The sequence below is a fragment of the Micromonospora sp. NPDC049679 genome (genome assembly GCF_040659735.1).
Taxonomy (GTDB): Bacteria; Actinomycetota; Actinomycetes; order Mycobacteriales; family Micromonosporaceae; genus Micromonospora_I.
In genome coordinates, this window is the sequence record NZ_JBFANZ010000005.1 from 139,612 (window position 1) to 156,639 (window position 17,028).

General features: G+C 70.0%; 17 protein-coding genes. 12 read left to right on the top strand and 5 right to left on the bottom strand.

The features are described 5' to 3' along the window. The first annotated feature begins 3 nt into the window (after nt 1-3). The 9 genes from iolC to AB0J06_RS05700 all read left to right on the top strand — a co-directional run bounded on the left by iolC (nt 4) and on the right by AB0J06_RS05700 (nt 9,985). Nucleotides 4-984: a 5-dehydro-2-deoxygluconokinase gene (iolC, locus tag AB0J06_RS05660; protein ID WP_357424988.1), complete on the top strand. Its 981-nt coding sequence runs from the start codon at nt 4-6 to the stop codon at nt 982-984. Continuing rightward, complete coding sequence (locus AB0J06_RS05665; RefSeq protein ID WP_357424990.1) at nt 981-1,880, top strand: aldolase; 900 nt, start codon at nt 981-983, stop codon at nt 1,878-1,880. Before iolC ends, AB0J06_RS05665 begins: the two co-directional genes overlap by 4 nt. Further along, nucleotides 1,877-2,806, top strand: coding sequence for a 5-deoxy-glucuronate isomerase (gene iolB / locus AB0J06_RS05670; protein ID WP_357424992.1), 930 nt, complete (start codon nt 1,877-1,879; stop codon nt 2,804-2,806). The genes AB0J06_RS05665 and iolB overlap by 4 nt, the downstream gene beginning before the upstream one ends. Beyond that, nucleotides 2,803-4,749 carry a 3D-(3,5/4)-trihydroxycyclohexane-1,2-dione acylhydrolase (decyclizing) gene (gene iolD / locus AB0J06_RS05675; RefSeq protein ID WP_357424994.1) on the top strand — a complete coding sequence of 649 codons (1,947 nt, stop codon included), beginning with the start codon at nt 2,803-2,805 and terminating at the stop codon, nt 4,747-4,749. The genes iolB and iolD overlap by 4 nt, the downstream gene beginning before the upstream one ends. Before the next feature lie 201 nt (nt 4,750-4,950). Beyond that, nucleotides 4,951-5,943 carry a sugar ABC transporter substrate-binding protein gene (locus tag AB0J06_RS05680; RefSeq protein WP_357424996.1) on the top strand — a complete coding sequence of 331 codons (993 nt, stop codon included), beginning with the start codon at nt 4,951-4,953 and terminating at the stop codon, nt 5,941-5,943. Nucleotides 5,944-5,949: 6 nt separating this feature from the next. Continuing rightward, on the top strand, nt 5,950-7,005 hold the full coding sequence (locus AB0J06_RS05685) for an ABC transporter permease (RefSeq protein ID WP_357424998.1): 1,056 nt from the start codon (nt 5,950-5,952) through the stop codon (nt 7,003-7,005). Continuing rightward, nucleotides 7,002-7,928 carry an ATP-binding cassette domain-containing protein gene (locus AB0J06_RS05690; RefSeq protein WP_357425001.1) on the top strand — a complete coding sequence of 309 codons (927 nt, stop codon included), beginning with the start codon at nt 7,002-7,004 and terminating at the stop codon, nt 7,926-7,928. Before AB0J06_RS05685 ends, AB0J06_RS05690 begins: the two co-directional genes overlap by 4 nt. Before the next feature lie 559 nt (nt 7,929-8,487). Beyond that, nucleotides 8,488-9,162 (top strand): M23 family metallopeptidase, encoded by a 675-nt coding sequence (locus tag AB0J06_RS05695; RefSeq protein ID WP_357425003.1) that lies wholly within the window; start codon nt 8,488-8,490, stop codon nt 9,160-9,162. A gap of 328 nt (nt 9,163-9,490) precedes the next feature. Then, complete coding sequence (locus AB0J06_RS05700; protein ID WP_357425005.1) at nt 9,491-9,985, top strand: DUF309 domain-containing protein; 495 nt, start codon at nt 9,491-9,493, stop codon at nt 9,983-9,985. A 133-nt stretch (nt 9,986-10,118) separates the two neighbouring features. Here the strand turns inward: AB0J06_RS05700 and AB0J06_RS05705 are convergent, their stop codons facing one another. From AB0J06_RS05705 to AB0J06_RS05725, 5 genes are all read right to left on the bottom strand, one after another. Further along, on the bottom strand, nt 10,119-10,436 hold the full coding sequence (locus AB0J06_RS05705; RefSeq protein WP_357425007.1) for a hypothetical protein: 318 nt from the start codon (nt 10,434-10,436) through the stop codon (nt 10,119-10,121). Between the two features lie 264 nt (nt 10,437-10,700). Beyond that, entirely contained in the window at nt 10,701-11,126 is a 426-nt protein-coding gene (locus tag AB0J06_RS05710) for an arsenate reductase ArsC (RefSeq protein ID WP_357425009.1), read from the bottom strand. After that, entirely contained in the window at nt 11,123-12,202 is a 1,080-nt protein-coding gene (gene arsB / locus AB0J06_RS05715) for an ACR3 family arsenite efflux transporter (RefSeq protein ID WP_357425011.1), read from the bottom strand. The genes AB0J06_RS05710 and arsB overlap by 4 nt, the downstream gene beginning before the upstream one ends. Beyond that, entirely contained in the window at nt 12,203-12,493 is a 291-nt protein-coding gene (locus AB0J06_RS05720) for a metalloregulator ArsR/SmtB family transcription factor (RefSeq protein ID WP_357425013.1), read from the bottom strand. A gap of 105 nt (nt 12,494-12,598) precedes the next feature. Then, nucleotides 12,599-12,892: a metalloregulator ArsR/SmtB family transcription factor gene (locus AB0J06_RS05725; protein ID WP_357425075.1), complete on the bottom strand. Its 294-nt coding sequence runs from the start codon at nt 12,890-12,892 to the stop codon at nt 12,599-12,601. Between the two features lie 514 nt (nt 12,893-13,406). On the opposite strand from AB0J06_RS05725, the gene AB0J06_RS05730 reads away from it, so the two are divergent. Genes AB0J06_RS05730 through AB0J06_RS05740 form a run of 3 tightly spaced genes read left to right on the top strand, consistent with a single transcriptional unit; the run spans nt 13,407 to nt 17,021 of the window. Continuing rightward, entirely contained in the window at nt 13,407-14,843 is a 1,437-nt protein-coding gene (locus AB0J06_RS05730) for an NAD(P)-binding domain-containing protein (RefSeq protein WP_357425015.1), read from the top strand. A gap of 4 nt (nt 14,844-14,847) precedes the next feature. Then, nucleotides 14,848-16,131, top strand: coding sequence for an MFS transporter (locus AB0J06_RS05735; RefSeq protein WP_357425017.1), 1,284 nt, complete (start codon nt 14,848-14,850; stop codon nt 16,129-16,131). Continuing rightward, nucleotides 16,128-17,021: an alpha/beta hydrolase gene (locus AB0J06_RS05740; RefSeq protein WP_357425019.1), complete on the top strand. Its 894-nt coding sequence runs from the start codon at nt 16,128-16,130 to the stop codon at nt 17,019-17,021. Before AB0J06_RS05735 ends, AB0J06_RS05740 begins: the two co-directional genes overlap by 4 nt. Nucleotides 17,022-17,028 lie beyond the last annotated feature (7 nt).

The following is a 17,028-nucleotide window of genomic DNA, read 5'->3' on the forward strand; positions in this document are numbered from 1 at the left end:
CGGATGGCGCGCGTTCCCCCTGACGCGGCGCCGTATGACCTGGTGGCCATGGGCCGGTGCGGCGTCGACATCTACCCGCTCGACCACGGCGTGGGACTCGAGGACGTCACGCGCTTCGAGAAGTTTCTCGGCGGCAGCGCCACCAACGTCGCGGTCGCCGCCGCCCGGCACGGGCGCCGTACGAGCATCATCACGCGCACCGGCCGCGATCCGTTCGGCCGCTACATCCGTAGGACGCTGCGTGACTTCGACGTCGACGACGTCTTCGTCGGCGAGGTGGACGGGCCACCGACGCCGGTGACCTTTTGCGAGATCTTCCCCCCGGACAACTTCCCGTTGTACTTCTACCGTTACCCGACCGCCCCGGACCTGATGATCGAGGCGAACGAGATCCCGCTCGACGCGGTCCGTGAGGCGGCGGTCTTCTGGGCCACCGCCACCGGGCTGTCGCAGGAGCCGTCCCGCTCGGCGCACTTCACCGCCTGGCAGGCCCGCGGGCGGCGGACGCATACCGTTCTCGACCTCGACTACCGGCCCATGTTCTGGCCGGACCCCGCGGAGGCCGGCGTGCAGGTGGGCAAGGCGCTTGCGCACGTCACGGTCGCGGTCGGCAACCGGGAGGAGTGCGAGGTCGCCGTCGGTGAGACCGATCCGCAGCGCGCGGCGAACGCGCTGCTGGAGCGCGGCGTGGAGCTCGCCATCGTCAAGCAGGGTCCCGGGGGAGTGCTCGCCGCGACCGCCGACGAGCGCGTGCAGGTGCCGCCCTTCCCCGTGACGGTGGTCAACGGCCTCGGTGCCGGCGACGCCTTCGGCGGCGCCCTCGTCCACGGGCTGCGCAGCGGGTGGGACGTGCGCCGCGTGCTGCGGTTCGCCAACGTGGCCGGAGCGATCGTCGCCGGCAGGCTCGAATGCTCCGCCGCCATGCCGACAGAGGCCGAGGTCGAGGCCATGCTCGACGGTCAGGGAGAGGACGGGTCACCATGACCACGACGTCGGGCCGACCGGGCATCGGGGAACTGACCGAGATCCGGGTGCGCGAGCCGCAGCGGATCGCCGCCGGTTGGGCCGCGCGCAAGCGGCGCGAGCTGGTGGGCGGGGACGGCAGGCTGCTCATCGTGGCAGCGGACCACCCGGCCCGCGGCGCACTCGGCGTCCGGGGTGATCGTCGGGCCATGGCGTCGCGCAGTGATCTGCTGGAGCGGCTCCGCACAGCGCTGTCCCGTCCCGGCGTCGACGGCGTCCTCGGCACGCCCGACGTCCTCGACGACCTGCTCCTCATGGGCGCGTTGGAGGAGAAGGTCGCCATCGGTTCGATGAATCGGGGGGGTCTGCACGGCGCGGTTTTCGAGCTCGACGACCGGTTCACGGCCTACACCACGCACGAGATCGTGGCCCGGGGTCTTGAGGGGGGCAAGATGCTCACCCGGATCTGCCTCGGCGACGCGGCGACCGCGGCCACGCTCGAGGCGACCGCCCGCGTCGTCACCGAGCTGGCCGCCCATGGCGTCATGGCGATGGTGGAGCCCTTCCTTTCCGTCCACGGGGACGGCCGGGTGCGCAACCTCCTCGACCCCGACTCGACCATCACCTCGATCCACATCGCCTCTGCGCTCGGGGCGACGAGCCAGCACACGTGGCTGAAACTGCCGGTCGTCGACGACCTGGAGCGGGTGATGGACGCCACGACACTGCCGACGCTCCTGCTCGGCGGTGACCCGGATGGCCATCCCGACGAGACGTACGCCGCGTGGGGCGGGGCCCTCGATCTGCCCGCTGTGCGCGGGCTGGTCGTCGGGCGGGCGCTGCTCTTCCCCCCGGGCGGCGATGTCGCCGCCGCCGTCGACATCGCCTCGGCGCTCGTGCACCGGGACCGGCGATGACCGACGACGGACGCTGGTTCCACCCCTTCGGGGCGGCCGACGAGGGCGAGTTCCAGGTGTCGATCACCGACGCTCTGGACGGGTGGGAGCACACCAGTCTGCGGGTCGCCACGCTGGCCCCGACGCGTCAGGTGGGCCTCCCCGCCGGCGACAGCGAGGTCATCGTCGTGCCCCTGCGGGGGAGCCTGGACGTCACGGCCGTCGACCACGCCGGAGAGCGCCACGAGGTGCGGCTCGCGGGACGGGAGAGCCCGTTCGCCGGTCCGACCGACGTCGCGTATGTCCCGCGGGGTGCCAGCGTCGCGGTGCGGAACGCCGGCGCGGGTCCGGCCACCGTCGCGCTCTGCGGCGCGAAGGCGAGGAAACTGCCGGCGCCGCTGCCGTTGCGCTACGTGGCCGTGGCCGACGTTCCGGTCGAACTCCGCGGCGCCGGCATGGCCTCGCGCGAAGTGCGCAATTTCGGCACTCCGCAGGTCCTCGACGCCGATTCGATCATCGCGTGCGAGGTGATCACGCCGGCGGGCAACTGGAGCTCGTACCCGCCGCACAAGCACGACGAGGAGCGCGACGGCGTGGAGACCGAGCTGGAGGAGATCTACTACTTCGAGGTCCGGCCGGAGGCCGCCGGCGTTGATCCGGCCGGGGCTCCGGACCCCGTCGGGTACCACCGGGTCTACGGCACAAACGAGCGGCCGATCGACGTCCTCGCCGAGGTGCGTTCCGGCGACGTCGTGCTCGTGCCGCACGGGTGGCACGGTCCGGCGATGGCACCGCCCGGTTACGACCTGTACTACCTCAACGTGATGGCCGGCCCCGGCGCCACCCGGGCCTGGCTGATCTGCGACGACCCCGCCCACGGCTGGGTGCGGAAGTCCTGGACGCAGCAGGACGTGGATCGAAGACTGCCGTTCGGAGGACGCGGATGACATCGAGCGCGGAAACGGTCCGCCTGACCGTGGGCCAGGCCGTCGTACGTTTCCTGGCCAACCAGTGGACCGAGCGCGACGGCCAACGCCAGAAGCTGTTCGCCGGGTGCCTCGGGATCTTCGGTCACGGCAACGTCGCCGGCGTGGGGCAGGCACTGCTGCAGAACGAGCTTGCCGGCGGCGACGGGCGCCTGCCCTACGTGCTGGGCCGCAACGAGCAGGCCATGGTGCACACGGCGGTGGCCTACGCCCGGCAGAAGGACCGGCTCCAGACGTGGGCCTGCACGGCGTCCGTCGGCCCCGGCTCGACGAACATGCTCAGCGGCGCCGCGCTCGCCACCATCAACCGGCTCCCGGTGCTGTTGCTGCCCTCGGGCACGTTCGCGACGCGGGCATCCGGGCCGGTGCTCCAGGAGCTCGAGGCGCCGTACGGCGCGGACCTCACCGTCAACGACGCCTTCCGTCCGCTGTCGCGCTTCTTCGACCGGGTAAACCGCCCGGAGCAGCTGCCCTCGGCCCTGCTCGGCGCCGCGCGGGTCCTCGCCGACCCGGTGGAAACGGGTGCGGTGACCGTCGTGCTGCCGCAGGACGTGCAGGCAGAGGCGTTCGACTGGCCGGTGGAGCTGTTCACCGAACGGATCTGGCGGGTGCCCCGGCCGCTACCCGAGGCCGTCGACATCTCCGACGCCGCCGCGCTCATCCGCTCGGCCCGGCGGCCGTTCGTGGTCGCCGGGGGCGGGGTGCACTACGCCGGCGCGGAGGAGGCGCTGCGCGCGTTCTGCGAGGCGACCGGCATCCCGGTCGGCGAGAGCCAGGCCGGCAAGGGTTCGCTGCCGTACGCGCACCCGCAGGCTGCGGGCGCCGTCGGCTCGACCGGCACGACCGCGGCCAACGCGCTCGCCCGGGAGGCCGACGTCGTCATCGGCATCGGCACCCGCTACAGCGACTTCACTACCGCTTCGCGCACCGCCTTCCAGAGCCCGGACGTCCGCTTCGTGAACATCAACATCGCCCGGTTCGACGCGGGCAAGCACGCGGGCCGGTGCGTCGTGGCCGACGCGCGCGAGGCTCTCACCGCGCTCACCGCGGCCCTTGACGGGTACGCCGTGGACCCGGCGTACCGGGCGCGTCAGGAGACGCTGCGGCGTGACTGGGACGCCCAGGTGGAGCTGACCTACAACCCGCCCAGGGGAGTTGTCGAGGCGTTGCCCGACGGTGTGCTCACCCAGGGCACCGTGCTGGGCTGCGTCAACGAGCTGTCCGACCCGAGGGACGTGGTCGTCTGCGCCGCCGGCTCCATGCCGGGCGACCTGCACAAGGTGTGGCGGGTCCGGGACCGCAAGGGCTACCACGTCGAATACGGCTACTCCTGCATGGGTTACGAGATTCCCGGTGGCATCGGGGTGCGGCTCGCTGACCCCGATCGGGACGTCTTCGTTCTGGTCGGCGACGGTTCGTACCTGATGATGCCGACCGAGTTGGTCACCGCGGTGCAGGAGCGGGTCAAGATCATCGTCGTCCTGGTCCAGAACCACGGCTTCCACTCCATCGGCTCGCTCTCGGAATCGCTCGGTTCGCAGCGATTCGGTACGAAATACCGCTTTCGCAACGGCGCCACCGGTCGCCTCGACGGCGGGAAGCTGCCGATCGACCTCGCCGCGAACGCCCGCAGCCTCGGCGCTACCGTCATCGAGGTGCACAGCCGCGGAGAATTGGAGCAGGCGATCAAGAATGCGAGGGCCGCCCCGGCGGACGGCGGTCCCGTCGTCATCCATGTCGAGACCGAGCCCACCGTGCACGGCCCGGACAGCGAGTCATGGTGGGATGTCCCGGTCAGCCAGGTCAGCGACCTTGAGACCACGCGGCGGGCCTACGACACGTACGTCGCGCACAAGGCCACCCAGCGCCCGTACCTGGCGCCACCCGAGACCATGCACCGATGACCGACCCGACGATGATCCCCATCGCCCCTGGTCGACCTGCGATCCTGCGGCCCACTACGTTGAGTAACTCTCACGGCAGCACCTGCCGGCACCACCGATCGCCATGCACGGCGTAATTTCATACGACCGCATCACCAACCTGAACACCCCCGTTCCCCCAGATCCGTCCCGATGCCGTGGCGGACAGTGAAAGGCAGAACCATGACTCGTACGTCCCGCGCGTCCGTGCTCGCGGTCAGCGCCCTGACGGTGCTCGCGCTCGCGGCCTGCAGCTCAAGCGGAGGTAAAGCGGCTGCCGAGAACGATCGTGCCGGCAACGCCGCGGGGGCGGGCACCCCCAGGATGACCGTTGCCTTCATCACCCACTCGGCCCCGGGCGACACGTTCTGGGACCTGGTCCGCAAGGGCGCCGAGGCCGCGGCGAAGAAGGACAACATCGACCTGCAGTACCAGTCGGACCCGGACGGCGCGAACCAGGCCAACCTCGTGCAGTCGGCGATCGACAAGAAGGTCGACGGCATTGCGGTGACCCTGGCCAAGCCGGAGGCCATGAAGGCCAACGTGCAGAAGGCCAGCCAGAACGGGGTCCCCGTCGTCGCGCTCAACGGCGGGATCGACCACTGGAAGAGCATGGGCGTGCTCGGCTATTTCGGCCAGGACGAGAAGATCGCCGGACAGGCGGCCGGCGAGCGGCTCACGAAGGACGGCGCGAAGAAGGCGCTCTGCGTCATCCACGAGCAGGGCAACGTCGGTCACGAGAGCCGGTGCGACGGCACGAAGTCGACGTTCCCGAACACCGAGAAGATCTACGTCACCGGCACCGACATGCCGAGCGTGCAGGCGGCCATCACCTCGAAGCTCCAGCAGGACAAGAGCATCGACCGCGTGCTCACCCTCGGTGCGCCGTTCGCGCTGACGGCCGTCAACTCCGTCAAGGACGCCAACAGTCAGGCCAAGATCGTCACCTTCGACACCAACAAGGACCTGGTGACTGCCATCAAGAGCGGTCAGGTCCAGTGGGCGGTCGACCAGCAGCCGTACCTCCAGGGTTACCTCGCGGTCGACAGCCTGTGGCTCTACAAGTTCAACGGCAACATGATCGGCGGTGGCCAGGCGACCCTGACCGGTCCCGCCTTCATCGACAACTCCAACGTCGCGGCTGTCGAGGCGTTCGCCGGCAACGGCACGAGGTGATCTGACGTGACCGTCACGGCAACGGAGCCGACCAGCGCGGGGGCGGCGGGCGACGACCGCGTCGCCGCCCGCGCCCTGGCGCCGCGGCTGCTGAGTCGACCCGAGGTCGGGTCGCTCATCGGTGCGATCGTGATCTTCCTGCTCTTCATGGCGGTGGCGGAGCCCTTCCGTAACGTCGCCAACGTCGGGACGATCCTCTACGGGGCCTCGACCATCGGCATCATGGCCGTCCCGGTGGCGCTGCTCATGATCGGCGGCGAGTTCGACCTGTCCACCGGCGTCGCGGTTACCACCTCCGGCCTGTCCGCGTCCCTCTTCGCCTGGAACTTCGGCCTCAACGTCTGGGTCGGTATCATCCTGGCCCTGGCGATCTCCCTGGCCATCGGCGCGTTCAACGGGTGGCTGCTGCTCAAGACCGGCCTGCCGAGCTTCCTCGTCACCCTCGGCACCCTCTTCATCCTGCAGGGCGTCAATCTCGGCGTCACGCGGCTGCTCACCGGCAACGTCGCCAGCTCCGACATCACCGACATGGACGGCTTCGCCAGCGCACAGAAGATCTTCGGGTCAGAGGTCACCCTCGGGCCGGTCAACCTGAAGGTCACGGTCCTCTACTGGTTCCTGCTCACCGTGATCGCGGCCTACGTGCTGCTGCGTACCAGGATGGGTAACTGGATCTTCGCCGTCGGCGGTGACGCCGCGGCCGCCCGGGCCGTGGGCGTGCCGGTGCGCGCGACGAAGGTCGCCCTGTTCATGGCCGCGGGCTTCTGCGCCTGGCTCTCCGGCATGCACCTGCTGTTCCAGTTCAACACCGTCCAGTCCGGCGAGGGCGTCGGCAAGGAGTTCATCTTCATCATCGCCGCGGTGATCGGCGGCTGCCTGCTCACCGGCGGCTACGGCTCGGTCGTCGGCGCCTCGATCGGCGCGCTGATCTTCGGCATGACCCAGCTCGGCATCAACTACGCCGGGTGGAACCCCGACTGGTTCAAGGCCTTCCTCGGCCTGATGCTGCTGCTGGCGACAATCGTCAACATGTACGTCAAGAAGAAGGCGGATCTGCGATGAGCACCGCGACCAGCGAGCGAGACCTCGTCGCCGGACGCCCGGACGCGCCGATCCTCGAACTCGACAACGTGGGCAAGAGCTACGGCAACGTCCACGCCCTGCGTGGCGTCAGCGTCAAGGTTCGCCAGGGCGAGGTCACCTGCGTGCTCGGCGACAACGGTGCGGGCAAGTCGACCCTGATCAAAATCATCTCCGGCCTGCACGACTACACCGACGGCGCGATGACGCTCAACGGGGCTCCGTGCCGGTTCGGGTCACCACGCGCCGCCCAGGCCAGCGGGATCGCCACCGTCTACCAGGACCTCGCGCTCGCGCCCCTGATGTCGGTATGGCGGAACTTCTTCCTCGGCAACGAGATCTGCAAGGGACCGTTCCGCGTTCTGGACATCGACAAGATGAAGCGGATCTGCCACGAGGAACTGCACCGGATGGGGATCGTCATCACCGATCTCGATCGGCCGGTCGGCGGGCTCTCCGGCGGCCAGCGCCAGTGCATCGCCATCGCCCGGGCGATCTACTTCGGCGCCAAGGTGATCATCCTCGACGAGCCGACCGCCGCGCTCGGCGTCAAGCAGTCCGGCGTGGCGCTGCGGTACATCATCAAGGCCCGCGACGCCGGCCTGGGCGTCATTTTCATCACCCACAATCCGCAGCACGCCTACCTCGTCGGTGACCACTTCGTCATCCTCAAGCTGGGTCGGGTCGTGCTCGACGCCCACCGCGACGAGCTGACGCTGACGCAGTTGACGACGGAGATGGCCGGCGGCCAGGAGCTCGTCGAGCTCAGTGCCGAGCTGCGCGGGGTCGAGCCGGGCAAGGCCATCGAGTCCGGCGAGGTGGTGCCCGACCGCGGCGAAACCCTCGCGCCCGGGTCGAAGAAAGAGGCTGCGGCGCGCGCCGAAGACGACGACGAAAAGGCATGAGTGCCGCACCCCTGCGTGCCCGGTGAGGTTCCGTTCGATGAGTCATGAACAGGAGAGGCGCGCCTGGCCGCGGATTGCCGGTTAGGACTGTTCGCCGCTGTTTGCAGCGGCTTCGTGGCGGGTGTCACGACTGGTCCTGTTAGGTAGCCCGTGGCCGGACTCGCCACGCTGCCGCGGCCATGGACCGCCGAGCGGTAGCGATGGCGTCGTGACTGGCCCACGGCGTCGGCGCCCGGACACGGGCGGGCTGAATGACGCTCGCCGTACGGGGTGAGTCGCCGGTCGGGGAGGGTATCAGATTCATGTGGAATCAGTGTGCGAGAAGATGCATCCCTTGCCCGCGTTCATGCGGCAAGCGCATCAAACGCAATCGCGTCGCCAGCGCTATCCGGGGGAGTTCTCGCTGAGCTGGACGGTACGTGGAAACTGAACGAGCTCTCGATTCGCCCGATCCCCTCAGTTCCCCCGGGCTGACGCCCCCGGCGGCAAACGCCGACCGCGTTGTGGGGGATGACCACGCCGGATACCGATTCTGATTATTCATGATGGGGAGGTTTCCGTGCACCCGAAAACGTCACGCGAAAAACGCAGTGAGGGCGGTGCTCGCACCGTCAATACCTCCGACAGAATTCATACGAGCATTCGTGAGGTTGTCCTCCGTTTCGCGGTGCTCGTCGGCTTCCTGGTTGGTGGCACGGCAGTCGCGGCCGGGACGGGCGCTGGCCGACCGGCCCAGGCCGCGACGGCGGTCAATGCCGAACAGGCCCGAGGCGACGGCGCGCGGTTCGCGCAGGTCGATCAGCCACTGCGGCCGCCGGCAGAGAGGGGGAAGAAGGCGAAATGGGTGAGCCCGATGCCCGGTGCCGAGGTCACCTCCTGCTGGGAACGCAGATGGGGCACGATGCACAAGGGGATCGATTACGCGGAGCCGGAAAACACCCCCGTCAACGCCGCCTCCGCCGGCAAGGTCTACGGCGTTGGCCGCCTCTACAGCGGGTACGGCATCTCGGTCGTCATCGACCACGGAAACGGCATCTTCACCCACTACGCCCATCTCAACAAGACCACCGTCAAACACGGGCGGTCGGTCGAAGCCGGGCAACTGATCGGTCGTGAGGGCTCGACCGGGGACTCGACCGGGCCGCATCTGCACTTCGAGGTGCACCGAGGGCTTTGGAAACAACTCAACCCCGCGCCGTGGATGAGGGCACGCGGCGTCGACGTGAAGTGCTGATCTCGCGTTGCGGCCACACCATCTTGCACCGGAACGTGGTCAAGGACGGGCACGGGGAGCTGCCGGAACGGACCGGCCAACCGGGGACGGGCATCCCGCGCCGGTGACCGGTCCGGCGTCGCAGCCCCGTGAAGGGGCGGGACGGTCGAGGCGGCGAGCCGGTGGCGCCGCTCGGCCGTCGCGCAGCAATTCGGCGTGCTCCAGTCGGATCAGCGCGGGCATCAGGATGGGGTGCACGGTACGTTGCTTCCATGATTTCGCCGCAAGTGCTGTGCGTGCGCCTTCGTGTTCCGGTGTGTGGCGGCGCTGTCAGCCACGAGTCGAAGCGATGACTTCAGCCGGTGGCGGTGAGCGCGACAGGGACGCTGCGGGGCGTCCGCGCAACGCCCGTCCCCGTGACGAGCTGGGTCGACCCCTGCCGCGCGGCGCCGCCGGCGTCGAAGCCATTCCCGACGATCTCGCGCTACCTCCGGACGAGGCGCTCGCCGAGGCGCAGCGACTCCTCGACGCGGGCCGCGCGTTTCAGGCGCACGAGGTGCTGGAGAGCGCCTGGAAGGCCGCCCCAGAGGCCGAACGTGAGCTGTGGCGAGGGCTGGCACAGCTCGCCGTGGGCCTCACGCACGCGCGGCGGGGCAACGCGGTCGGAGGGATGGAGCTGCTGAGACGCGCTGCCGACCGCGTGGAGAGTTGCGCCAGCGACGCGCCGCACGGCGTGGACGCCGCCGGGCTCACCGCGTGGGCGCGCACGCTGACGGCACGGATCGAGCAGAACGGCCTCGGTGGCTTGACGCTGGACGACCTCACCCCGCAACTTCGCGCCTGATGTCGGTGACGCCCGCCGAGGTGTAGTTGATCGAGTGCGCGGATGACCGGGTGTGGGGTGCCGCTCCCGCGTCCGGACGACCAGGTGGAACCCGCCCCGCGTACCGCGTCGGCGGTCGCCGCCGCAGGTTCGTTCAACCGGTTCGACCCGGCGTCAGCCAGGTGGCGAGGTACCGGTCGAGACCGGCCAGGTCGGTGCCCGCGGCGCGGTAGGCGATGTGTCCGTCCGGGCGGACCAGGTACTGCGCGACGCGCTGATCGTGCCGAGGGCCGCTGAGGGCGGTTGACGCGACCCGGTGCACGGTGAGCAGGCCGCCGTAGCCGGCGGCGAGGCCGCGGACCGCGGAGGAGTCCCACGCGGCAGTATCTCCACACAGGAGTAGCTGGAAGCCGGGGTGGTGCAGGAGGTCGTGTAGCCGGAGGTCGTGGGCCGTCCACGGTTGCGGTTCCATCGGGAACGCGGTCGCCGGCGCGCGGACGGCCGTCCAAGCCGGAACCCATGTCGGTCACGGCGGGGCTGTCGCGGTAGTCGATGTCGAGTTCGGCGACGCCGCGGAACCCGTACGCCCGCGCCCGGCGCACCCGTAGGGCCAGCGGCGCCAACCGGGGGACGACGCGGGCCGGTGTGTCGTCTCCACGACGTCGACGCTAGTTCGCTGATGTCGCGGCGCACCGGCGCGGGAGTGTCCAGGGCCTGGCTCGGATGGGATGTGCGGCTATGCGGGTGCTTGCGTGGGCGGCAGGCTGTCGAGCAGGTTCCGCACGCGGTCGCGGATCTCGTCACGGATGCGACGGACGCTGTCCAGGCCCCGGCCGGCGGGGTCGTCGAGTTTCCAGTCCTCGTAGCGCTTGCCCGGGAAGGCGGGGCAGACGTCCCCGCAGCCCATGGTGATGATCACGTCGGAGGCCTCGGCGGTGGCGTAGTCGAGGATCTTCGGCTGGCTGGCGGTGATGTCGATGCCGACCTCGCGCATCGCGTCGACGGCCACGGGGTTGATCTGGTGGGCGGGTTCGGAGCCGGCGGAACGTACCTCGACGGTGTCGCCGGCGAGGTGGCGCAGCCAGCCGGCGGCCATCTGGGAGCGGCCGGCGTTGTGGACGCAGACGAAGAGCACGCTGGGCTTGGCGTTTTCGATGCTCATGACTGCTCCGTTGCCGGGAAGAGCCGGTTGCGGGCGGCGAGGCTGACGTAGACGAGGCCGACCAGGACGGGGACTTCGATGAGCGGTCCGACGACGCCCGCGAGGGCCTGGCCGCTGGTGACGCCGAAGACGCCGATCGCGACGGCGATGGCGAGTTCAAAGTTGTTGCCGGCCGCGGTGAAGGCGAGGGTGGTGGTGCGTTCGTAGCTGAGGCCGATCGCCTTGCCGAGGGCGAAGGAGCCGGCCCACATGATGGCGAAGTAGGCGAGCAGCGGAAGTGCGATGCGGGCGACGTCCCACGGCTGCGAGATGATCGTGTCGCCCTGCAACGCGAAGAGCAGCACGATGGTGAACAGCAGCCCGTAGAGGGCGACCGGGCCGATGCGGGGGAGCAGGTTCTCCTCGTACCAGGTTCGTCCCTTGGCGCGTTCGCCCAGTTTGCGGGTGAGGTACCCGGCGGCGAGCGGGATGCCGAGGAAGACCAGGACGCTGGCGGCGATGTCCCACGCCGAAACCGACAGGCCGGCCTGTTCCATGCCGAGCCATCCGGGCAGCACAGACAGGTAGAACCAGCCGAGCAGCCCGAACGCGAGGACCTGGAAGATCGAGTTCAGCGCGACCAGCACGGCAGCGGCCTCCCGGTCCCCGCAGGCGAGGTCGTTCCAGATGATCACCATGGCGATGCAGCGTGCGAGGCCGACGATGATCAGACCGGTGCGGTAGGCGGGCTGGTCCGGGAGGAACAGCCAGGCGAGGACGAACATGACCGCCGGGCCGATCAGCCAGTTGATGACCAGCGAAGAGATCAACAGCCGGCGGTCGCGCGTGACGGTGTCGAGCCGGTCGTAGCGGACCTTCGCCAGCACCGGATACATCATCACCAGCAGGCCCAGGGCGATCGGCACGGAGATCCCGCCGATCTTGACCGCGTCGAGCGCGTTGTTCAGCCCGGGGATCAACCGGCCGAGCAGTAGGCCCAGCACCATGGCGGCGCCGATCCAGACCGGCAGCAGCCGGTCCAGCGTTGACAGTCGACCGCTGCGGGCCGCCTGGTTCGGGGCTTCGGTGATGGACATTCAGCATTCCCGTCGGGCGTCGGTGCGTGCCGCGGTGCGGGCGCGCTGAGCGAGCGCGGCGAGCTGGTCCGCGGCGGCGTCGAGCGCTTCGGGGACGAGCCGGTAGTACGTGAAGCGTCCGGCCGGCTCGGCGACGACGATCCCGGCCTCGCGCAACGCGCGCAGATGGTTGGAGATGTTGGTCTGTTTCGCGTCGAGTTCGGCGACGAGGTGGCACGTGCACAGGGTCTCGTCGGCAAGGAGTTCGACGATGCGGGCGCGGGTGGGATCGGCCAGTAGCCGCAGCGCCACGTCCGCTCTTACATCACCTGCGGCTGATATCACGCCCTGATGATACAACCTGGCGAGTGGACGCGACGCCGCATCCGGATGGCCGGCAGGTGAACGATCCGTCGATCAGGCGGGAGTGTCCAGTAGCGCGGAGAGCGGGCGCAGGTTTTCCGGGCGGGCCCGGTAGTAAATCCACGTGCCGCGCCGTTCGCCGTCGATCAGCCCGGCTTCGCGCAGCACCTTGAGGTGATGCGAGATGGTCGGCCCGGTCAGGTCGAAGGCGGCGCTGAGGTCGCAGACGCAGATCTCGTCCTTCGCGGAGGTGATCAGCGACAGCAGCCGCAGGCGCACCGGGTCGCCGAGCGCCTTGAACGCCTTGGCCAGGTCTGTGGCCTGCTCGACGTCGAGCGGGGCGGACATCAGTGGGTCGCAGCAGGCGACGCCGAGGGTCGGCGCGGGGTCCGCCGTTGCCGTCTGATTCGACATGTCTCTATCTTGACAGTTGTCGAACCAGCCTGCAAGCTGACGTTACTTCGAACATCATCTACTCAGGGGGCCTGACGTGATTGCTCTGTGGCGTCGTCGCCGCGCCGAGCCGGTCGCGTGGAGTTCTGTGACGGGCGCGGACAGGTCTGCACGCCGCAACGCCGGGCCGCCGAACAGATCGACCGGATGCGCTCACGCGCCACCATGCCGACGCCCTACCTGCGCTGGTCCGCGCATTCGATCAGGCCGAGATGGAGCAAATCGTTACCACACAGACAGATGTGGACGGCGTCAGGGAACGGGTTCGGTCGTCGGCGGCGCACGGAGCGCCCGGGTGCTGCGGCTGACACCGAACGCCGGAGCCCGTCCATCAACTACATCCGGCCCGGCGCACCCGGACGCAATACACGCTTCTGATTCGACAACTGTCTGAGGAACGGGAGATGGGATGACCATCCGTCTGGAAGAGCTGCCGGTGGCCGTGATCGGCGCCGGGCCGGTCGGGCTCGCCGCTGCCGCCCACCTGGCCGAGCGTGACATGGCCTTCGTCGTCCTGGAGGCCGGCTCCGAGACCGCCGCCGCGGTGCGTCAGTGGGGGCACGTCGGGCTGTTCAGCCCGTGGCGCTACAACATCGACGCCGCCGCGCGCCGGCTGCTCGAGGCCGCCGGCTGGGACGCCCCCGACCCGGAGCGGCTGCCGACCGGTGGCCAGCTCGTCGACGCATACCTGGAGCCGCTGGCGAAGCTGCGCGCCATCGCCACACACGTGCGCTACGACGCCCGGGTGACCGCGCTCGGCCGGCTCGGCATCGACCGGGTGCGCTCACGTGGACGCGGGGACGCCCCGTTCGTGATCCGGCTCGCCGACGGCGAGGAGTTGCTCGCGCGGGCGGTGATCGACGTCTCCGGCACCTGGCGTACGCCGAACGTGCTCGGCGCGGGCGGCCTGCCCGCGCACGGCGAGGCCGCGGCGACGGACCGGGTCGAGCACGCGCTCCCCGACGTCCTCGGCGCCGACCGCGACCGCTTCGCCGGTGTCCGGGTGCTGGTCGTCGGCGCGGGTCATTCGGCCGCGAACACGCTGCTGTCCCTCGCCGCGCTCGCCGAGCAGGAGCCGGAGACCGCGGTCACCTGGGCGGTCCGCGCGGGCAACGCCACCCGCGCGTACGGCGGGGGAGACGCCGACGCGCTGCCCGCCCGCGGCGCACTCGGGTCGCGACTGCGCGCGCACGTCGACTCCGGTCGGATCACCCTGCTCACCAGCTTCTCCGTGCACGCCGTCCGAGCGGCGAATGGCGGCGTCGAGGTGGTCAGCCGGGACGCCGCGGGCGCCGAGCGCACCGTGACGGTGGACCGGATCGTGTCGGCCACCGGCTTCCGCCCCGACCACAGCATCGGCGCCGAGCTCCGTCTCGACCTGGATCCGGTCCTCGGGGCCACCCGCACGCTGGCGCCGCTGATCGACCCGAACGCGCACTCCTGCGGCACCGTGCCGCCGCACGGCGTCGACGAACTGTCCCACCCCGAGCCCGGCTACTACGCCGTCGGCATGAAGAGCTACGGGCGGGCACCCACGTTCCTGATGGCCACCGGCTACGAGCAGGTGCGCTCCGTGGTCGCCGCGCTCGCCGGTGACTGGACCGCTGCCCGCGACGTGCAGCTCGACCTGCCCGAGACCGGGGTCTGCTCCAGCGACCTCGCGTTCGCCGACGGTGAGCAGGAGCAGGCGGGCGGGGGCTGCTGCGGATCGGCCCCGGCCGTTGAATCTGCCGGTCGCGGCCTCGCGACCGGCATCGCCGGGGGGCTGCTCGCCGCGCCGCTGACCCTGGTCAGCGTCGGCGGAGAGCCCGAGGGCGATAAGGCCGGCGGCTGCTGCGGCAGCTGACGAGGTGACCGGTACCCAGGCCGTGGCCGCCGCCTCCACCGAGCGCGGCGGCCACGGCCCCATCACCACCGGACGCCGGTTGGTCGGCGCGCTCGCGATCACCCAGACCATCGGCTACGGCGTCCTGTACTACGCCTTCGCCGTGTTCCTGACCCCGATCGCCGCCGACCTGCACACCAGCACCACCATGGTCACCGGCGCGGCTACCGTCTCCGTGCTCGTCGCCGCGCTCGCCGCCGTCCCCGTCGGCCGGTGGCTGGACCGACACGGCGGACGCGGGCTGATGACCACGGGCTCGATCCTCGGCACCCTCGCCCTGCTCGCGTGGTCGCAGGTGGAGACCGTCGCCGCCCTGTACGCGGTGTTCGCGCTCATCGGCCTGGCCTCGGCGATGGTCCTCTACGAATCGGCGTTCGCGATCATCGTCGCCCGGTTCACCGCCCGTGGCCGGCCGGCGGCGCTGCTTGCCGTGACCATTGTCGCGGGGTTCGCCAGCAGCATCTTCCTCCCGCTGACAGGTCTCCTCGAGACGCGGCTGTGCTGGCGGGACGCGCTCGTCGTGCTGGCCGTGATACACGGCGCCGGCACGATTCCGCTGCACGCCTTCGCGCTATCCCGGGCCGAACCGCGCGATCGCACCGAGGCGGGCCACCCGGGCAGCGTCGCCCGTGCCGTCGCACTGCGGACCGCGCTGCGTGACCGTGGCTTCTGGCTGCTCACCGCCGCGTTCGTCGCCCACTCCGCCGCCGTCGCCGTCATCGCCGTGCACCTCGTCACCTACCTGCGCACGCTCGGCCACCCCGCCGCGTTCGCCGCCGCGATCGCCGGCCTCCTCGGCGTCCTCTCCGTCACCGGACGCCTGGCCACCACCGGGCTGGGCCGCCGCTATGCCACAGCCACCGTCACGGCCGTCGTGTTCGCGCTGCAGGCCGTCGCCGTCGCCGTTCTCCCGCTTGTCGGCCAGACCCGTACGGGCGCGGCCGTCTGCGTCGTGGTGTTCGGTCTGGGATTCGGTGTGGCGACCATCGCCCGGCCGGCGCTGCTCGCCGAGCGCTACGACACCGCCGTGTACGCCACCCTTGCCGGCGCCCTCGCCCTGCCGGCGACCATGGCCAAGGCCGTCACACCGCTGGCCGCGGCGGTCCTCTACGCCGCGACCGGCACCTATACGCCGGTGATGGTCGCCGTCGCTGTCGGCAGCGCCGTCGCCGGGATCGGATTGTTCCTGCTCCGCCCACTCGCGCATCGTGTTGTGACGAGCGTGTCCGGCTGGGTCGGCGGGCGATGAGCCCGACCCGCGGCGGCCTGTCCGGCCGCTGCCGCGTTCACGGCTGGTGGCTCACGCCGATAAGGACGTTATTGTTTGGTGCTGTGGGATCCGTGGCGAAAAATGGCGTAACAGTATCCGGCCTCGCTGGAGGCCGGCCGCTGCTGTTTGCCCATGGCTTCGGATGTGATCAGAGCATGTGGCGTTTCGTGGCGCCCGCGTTCGCCGATACGCACCAGATCGTCCTGTTCGATCATGTCGGGTACGGGCGGTCGGACCTCAGCGCGTACTCTGTCGCCTCCTACTCGTCCCTGGACGCCTACGCGGCGGACGTGCTCGACATCGTGCACGAACTCGACCTTCGTGACGTGACGTTCGTCGCGCACTCGGTCAGCGCCATGATCGCCGTCCTCGCGGTGCTGCGCGAGCCGGAGCGCTTCGCCAATCTGGTGATGATCGGTCCATCGCCCCGGTACGTCGACGACCCGGCGGAGAGCTACGTCGGTGGCTTTGCCCGCGCGGAGATCGACGAACTGCTGGACGCGCTGGACAGCAACTACCTGGGCTGGTCGCGGGCGATGGCGCCGGTGATCATGGGTAACGCGGACCAGCCGGAGTTGGCCGAGGAACTCACCAACAGCTTCTGCCGCACCGACCCGAGGGTGGCCCGGCAATTCGCCCAGCTCACCTTCACGTCGGACAACCGTGCCGACCTGCCAAAGGTCTCCGTGCCCACATTGATCATGCAGTGCTCGAATGACGTGATCGCACCGCTCTCCGTCGGCGAGTACGTGCATCGTCAGATCGCGGGCAGCGAACTGGTCGTGCTCAAGGCGACGGGGCACTGTCCCAACCTCAGCGCGCCCGAAGAGACCGTCGCGGTGATGAAGACATTCCTGCGGGCGTCGTGATCGCGGA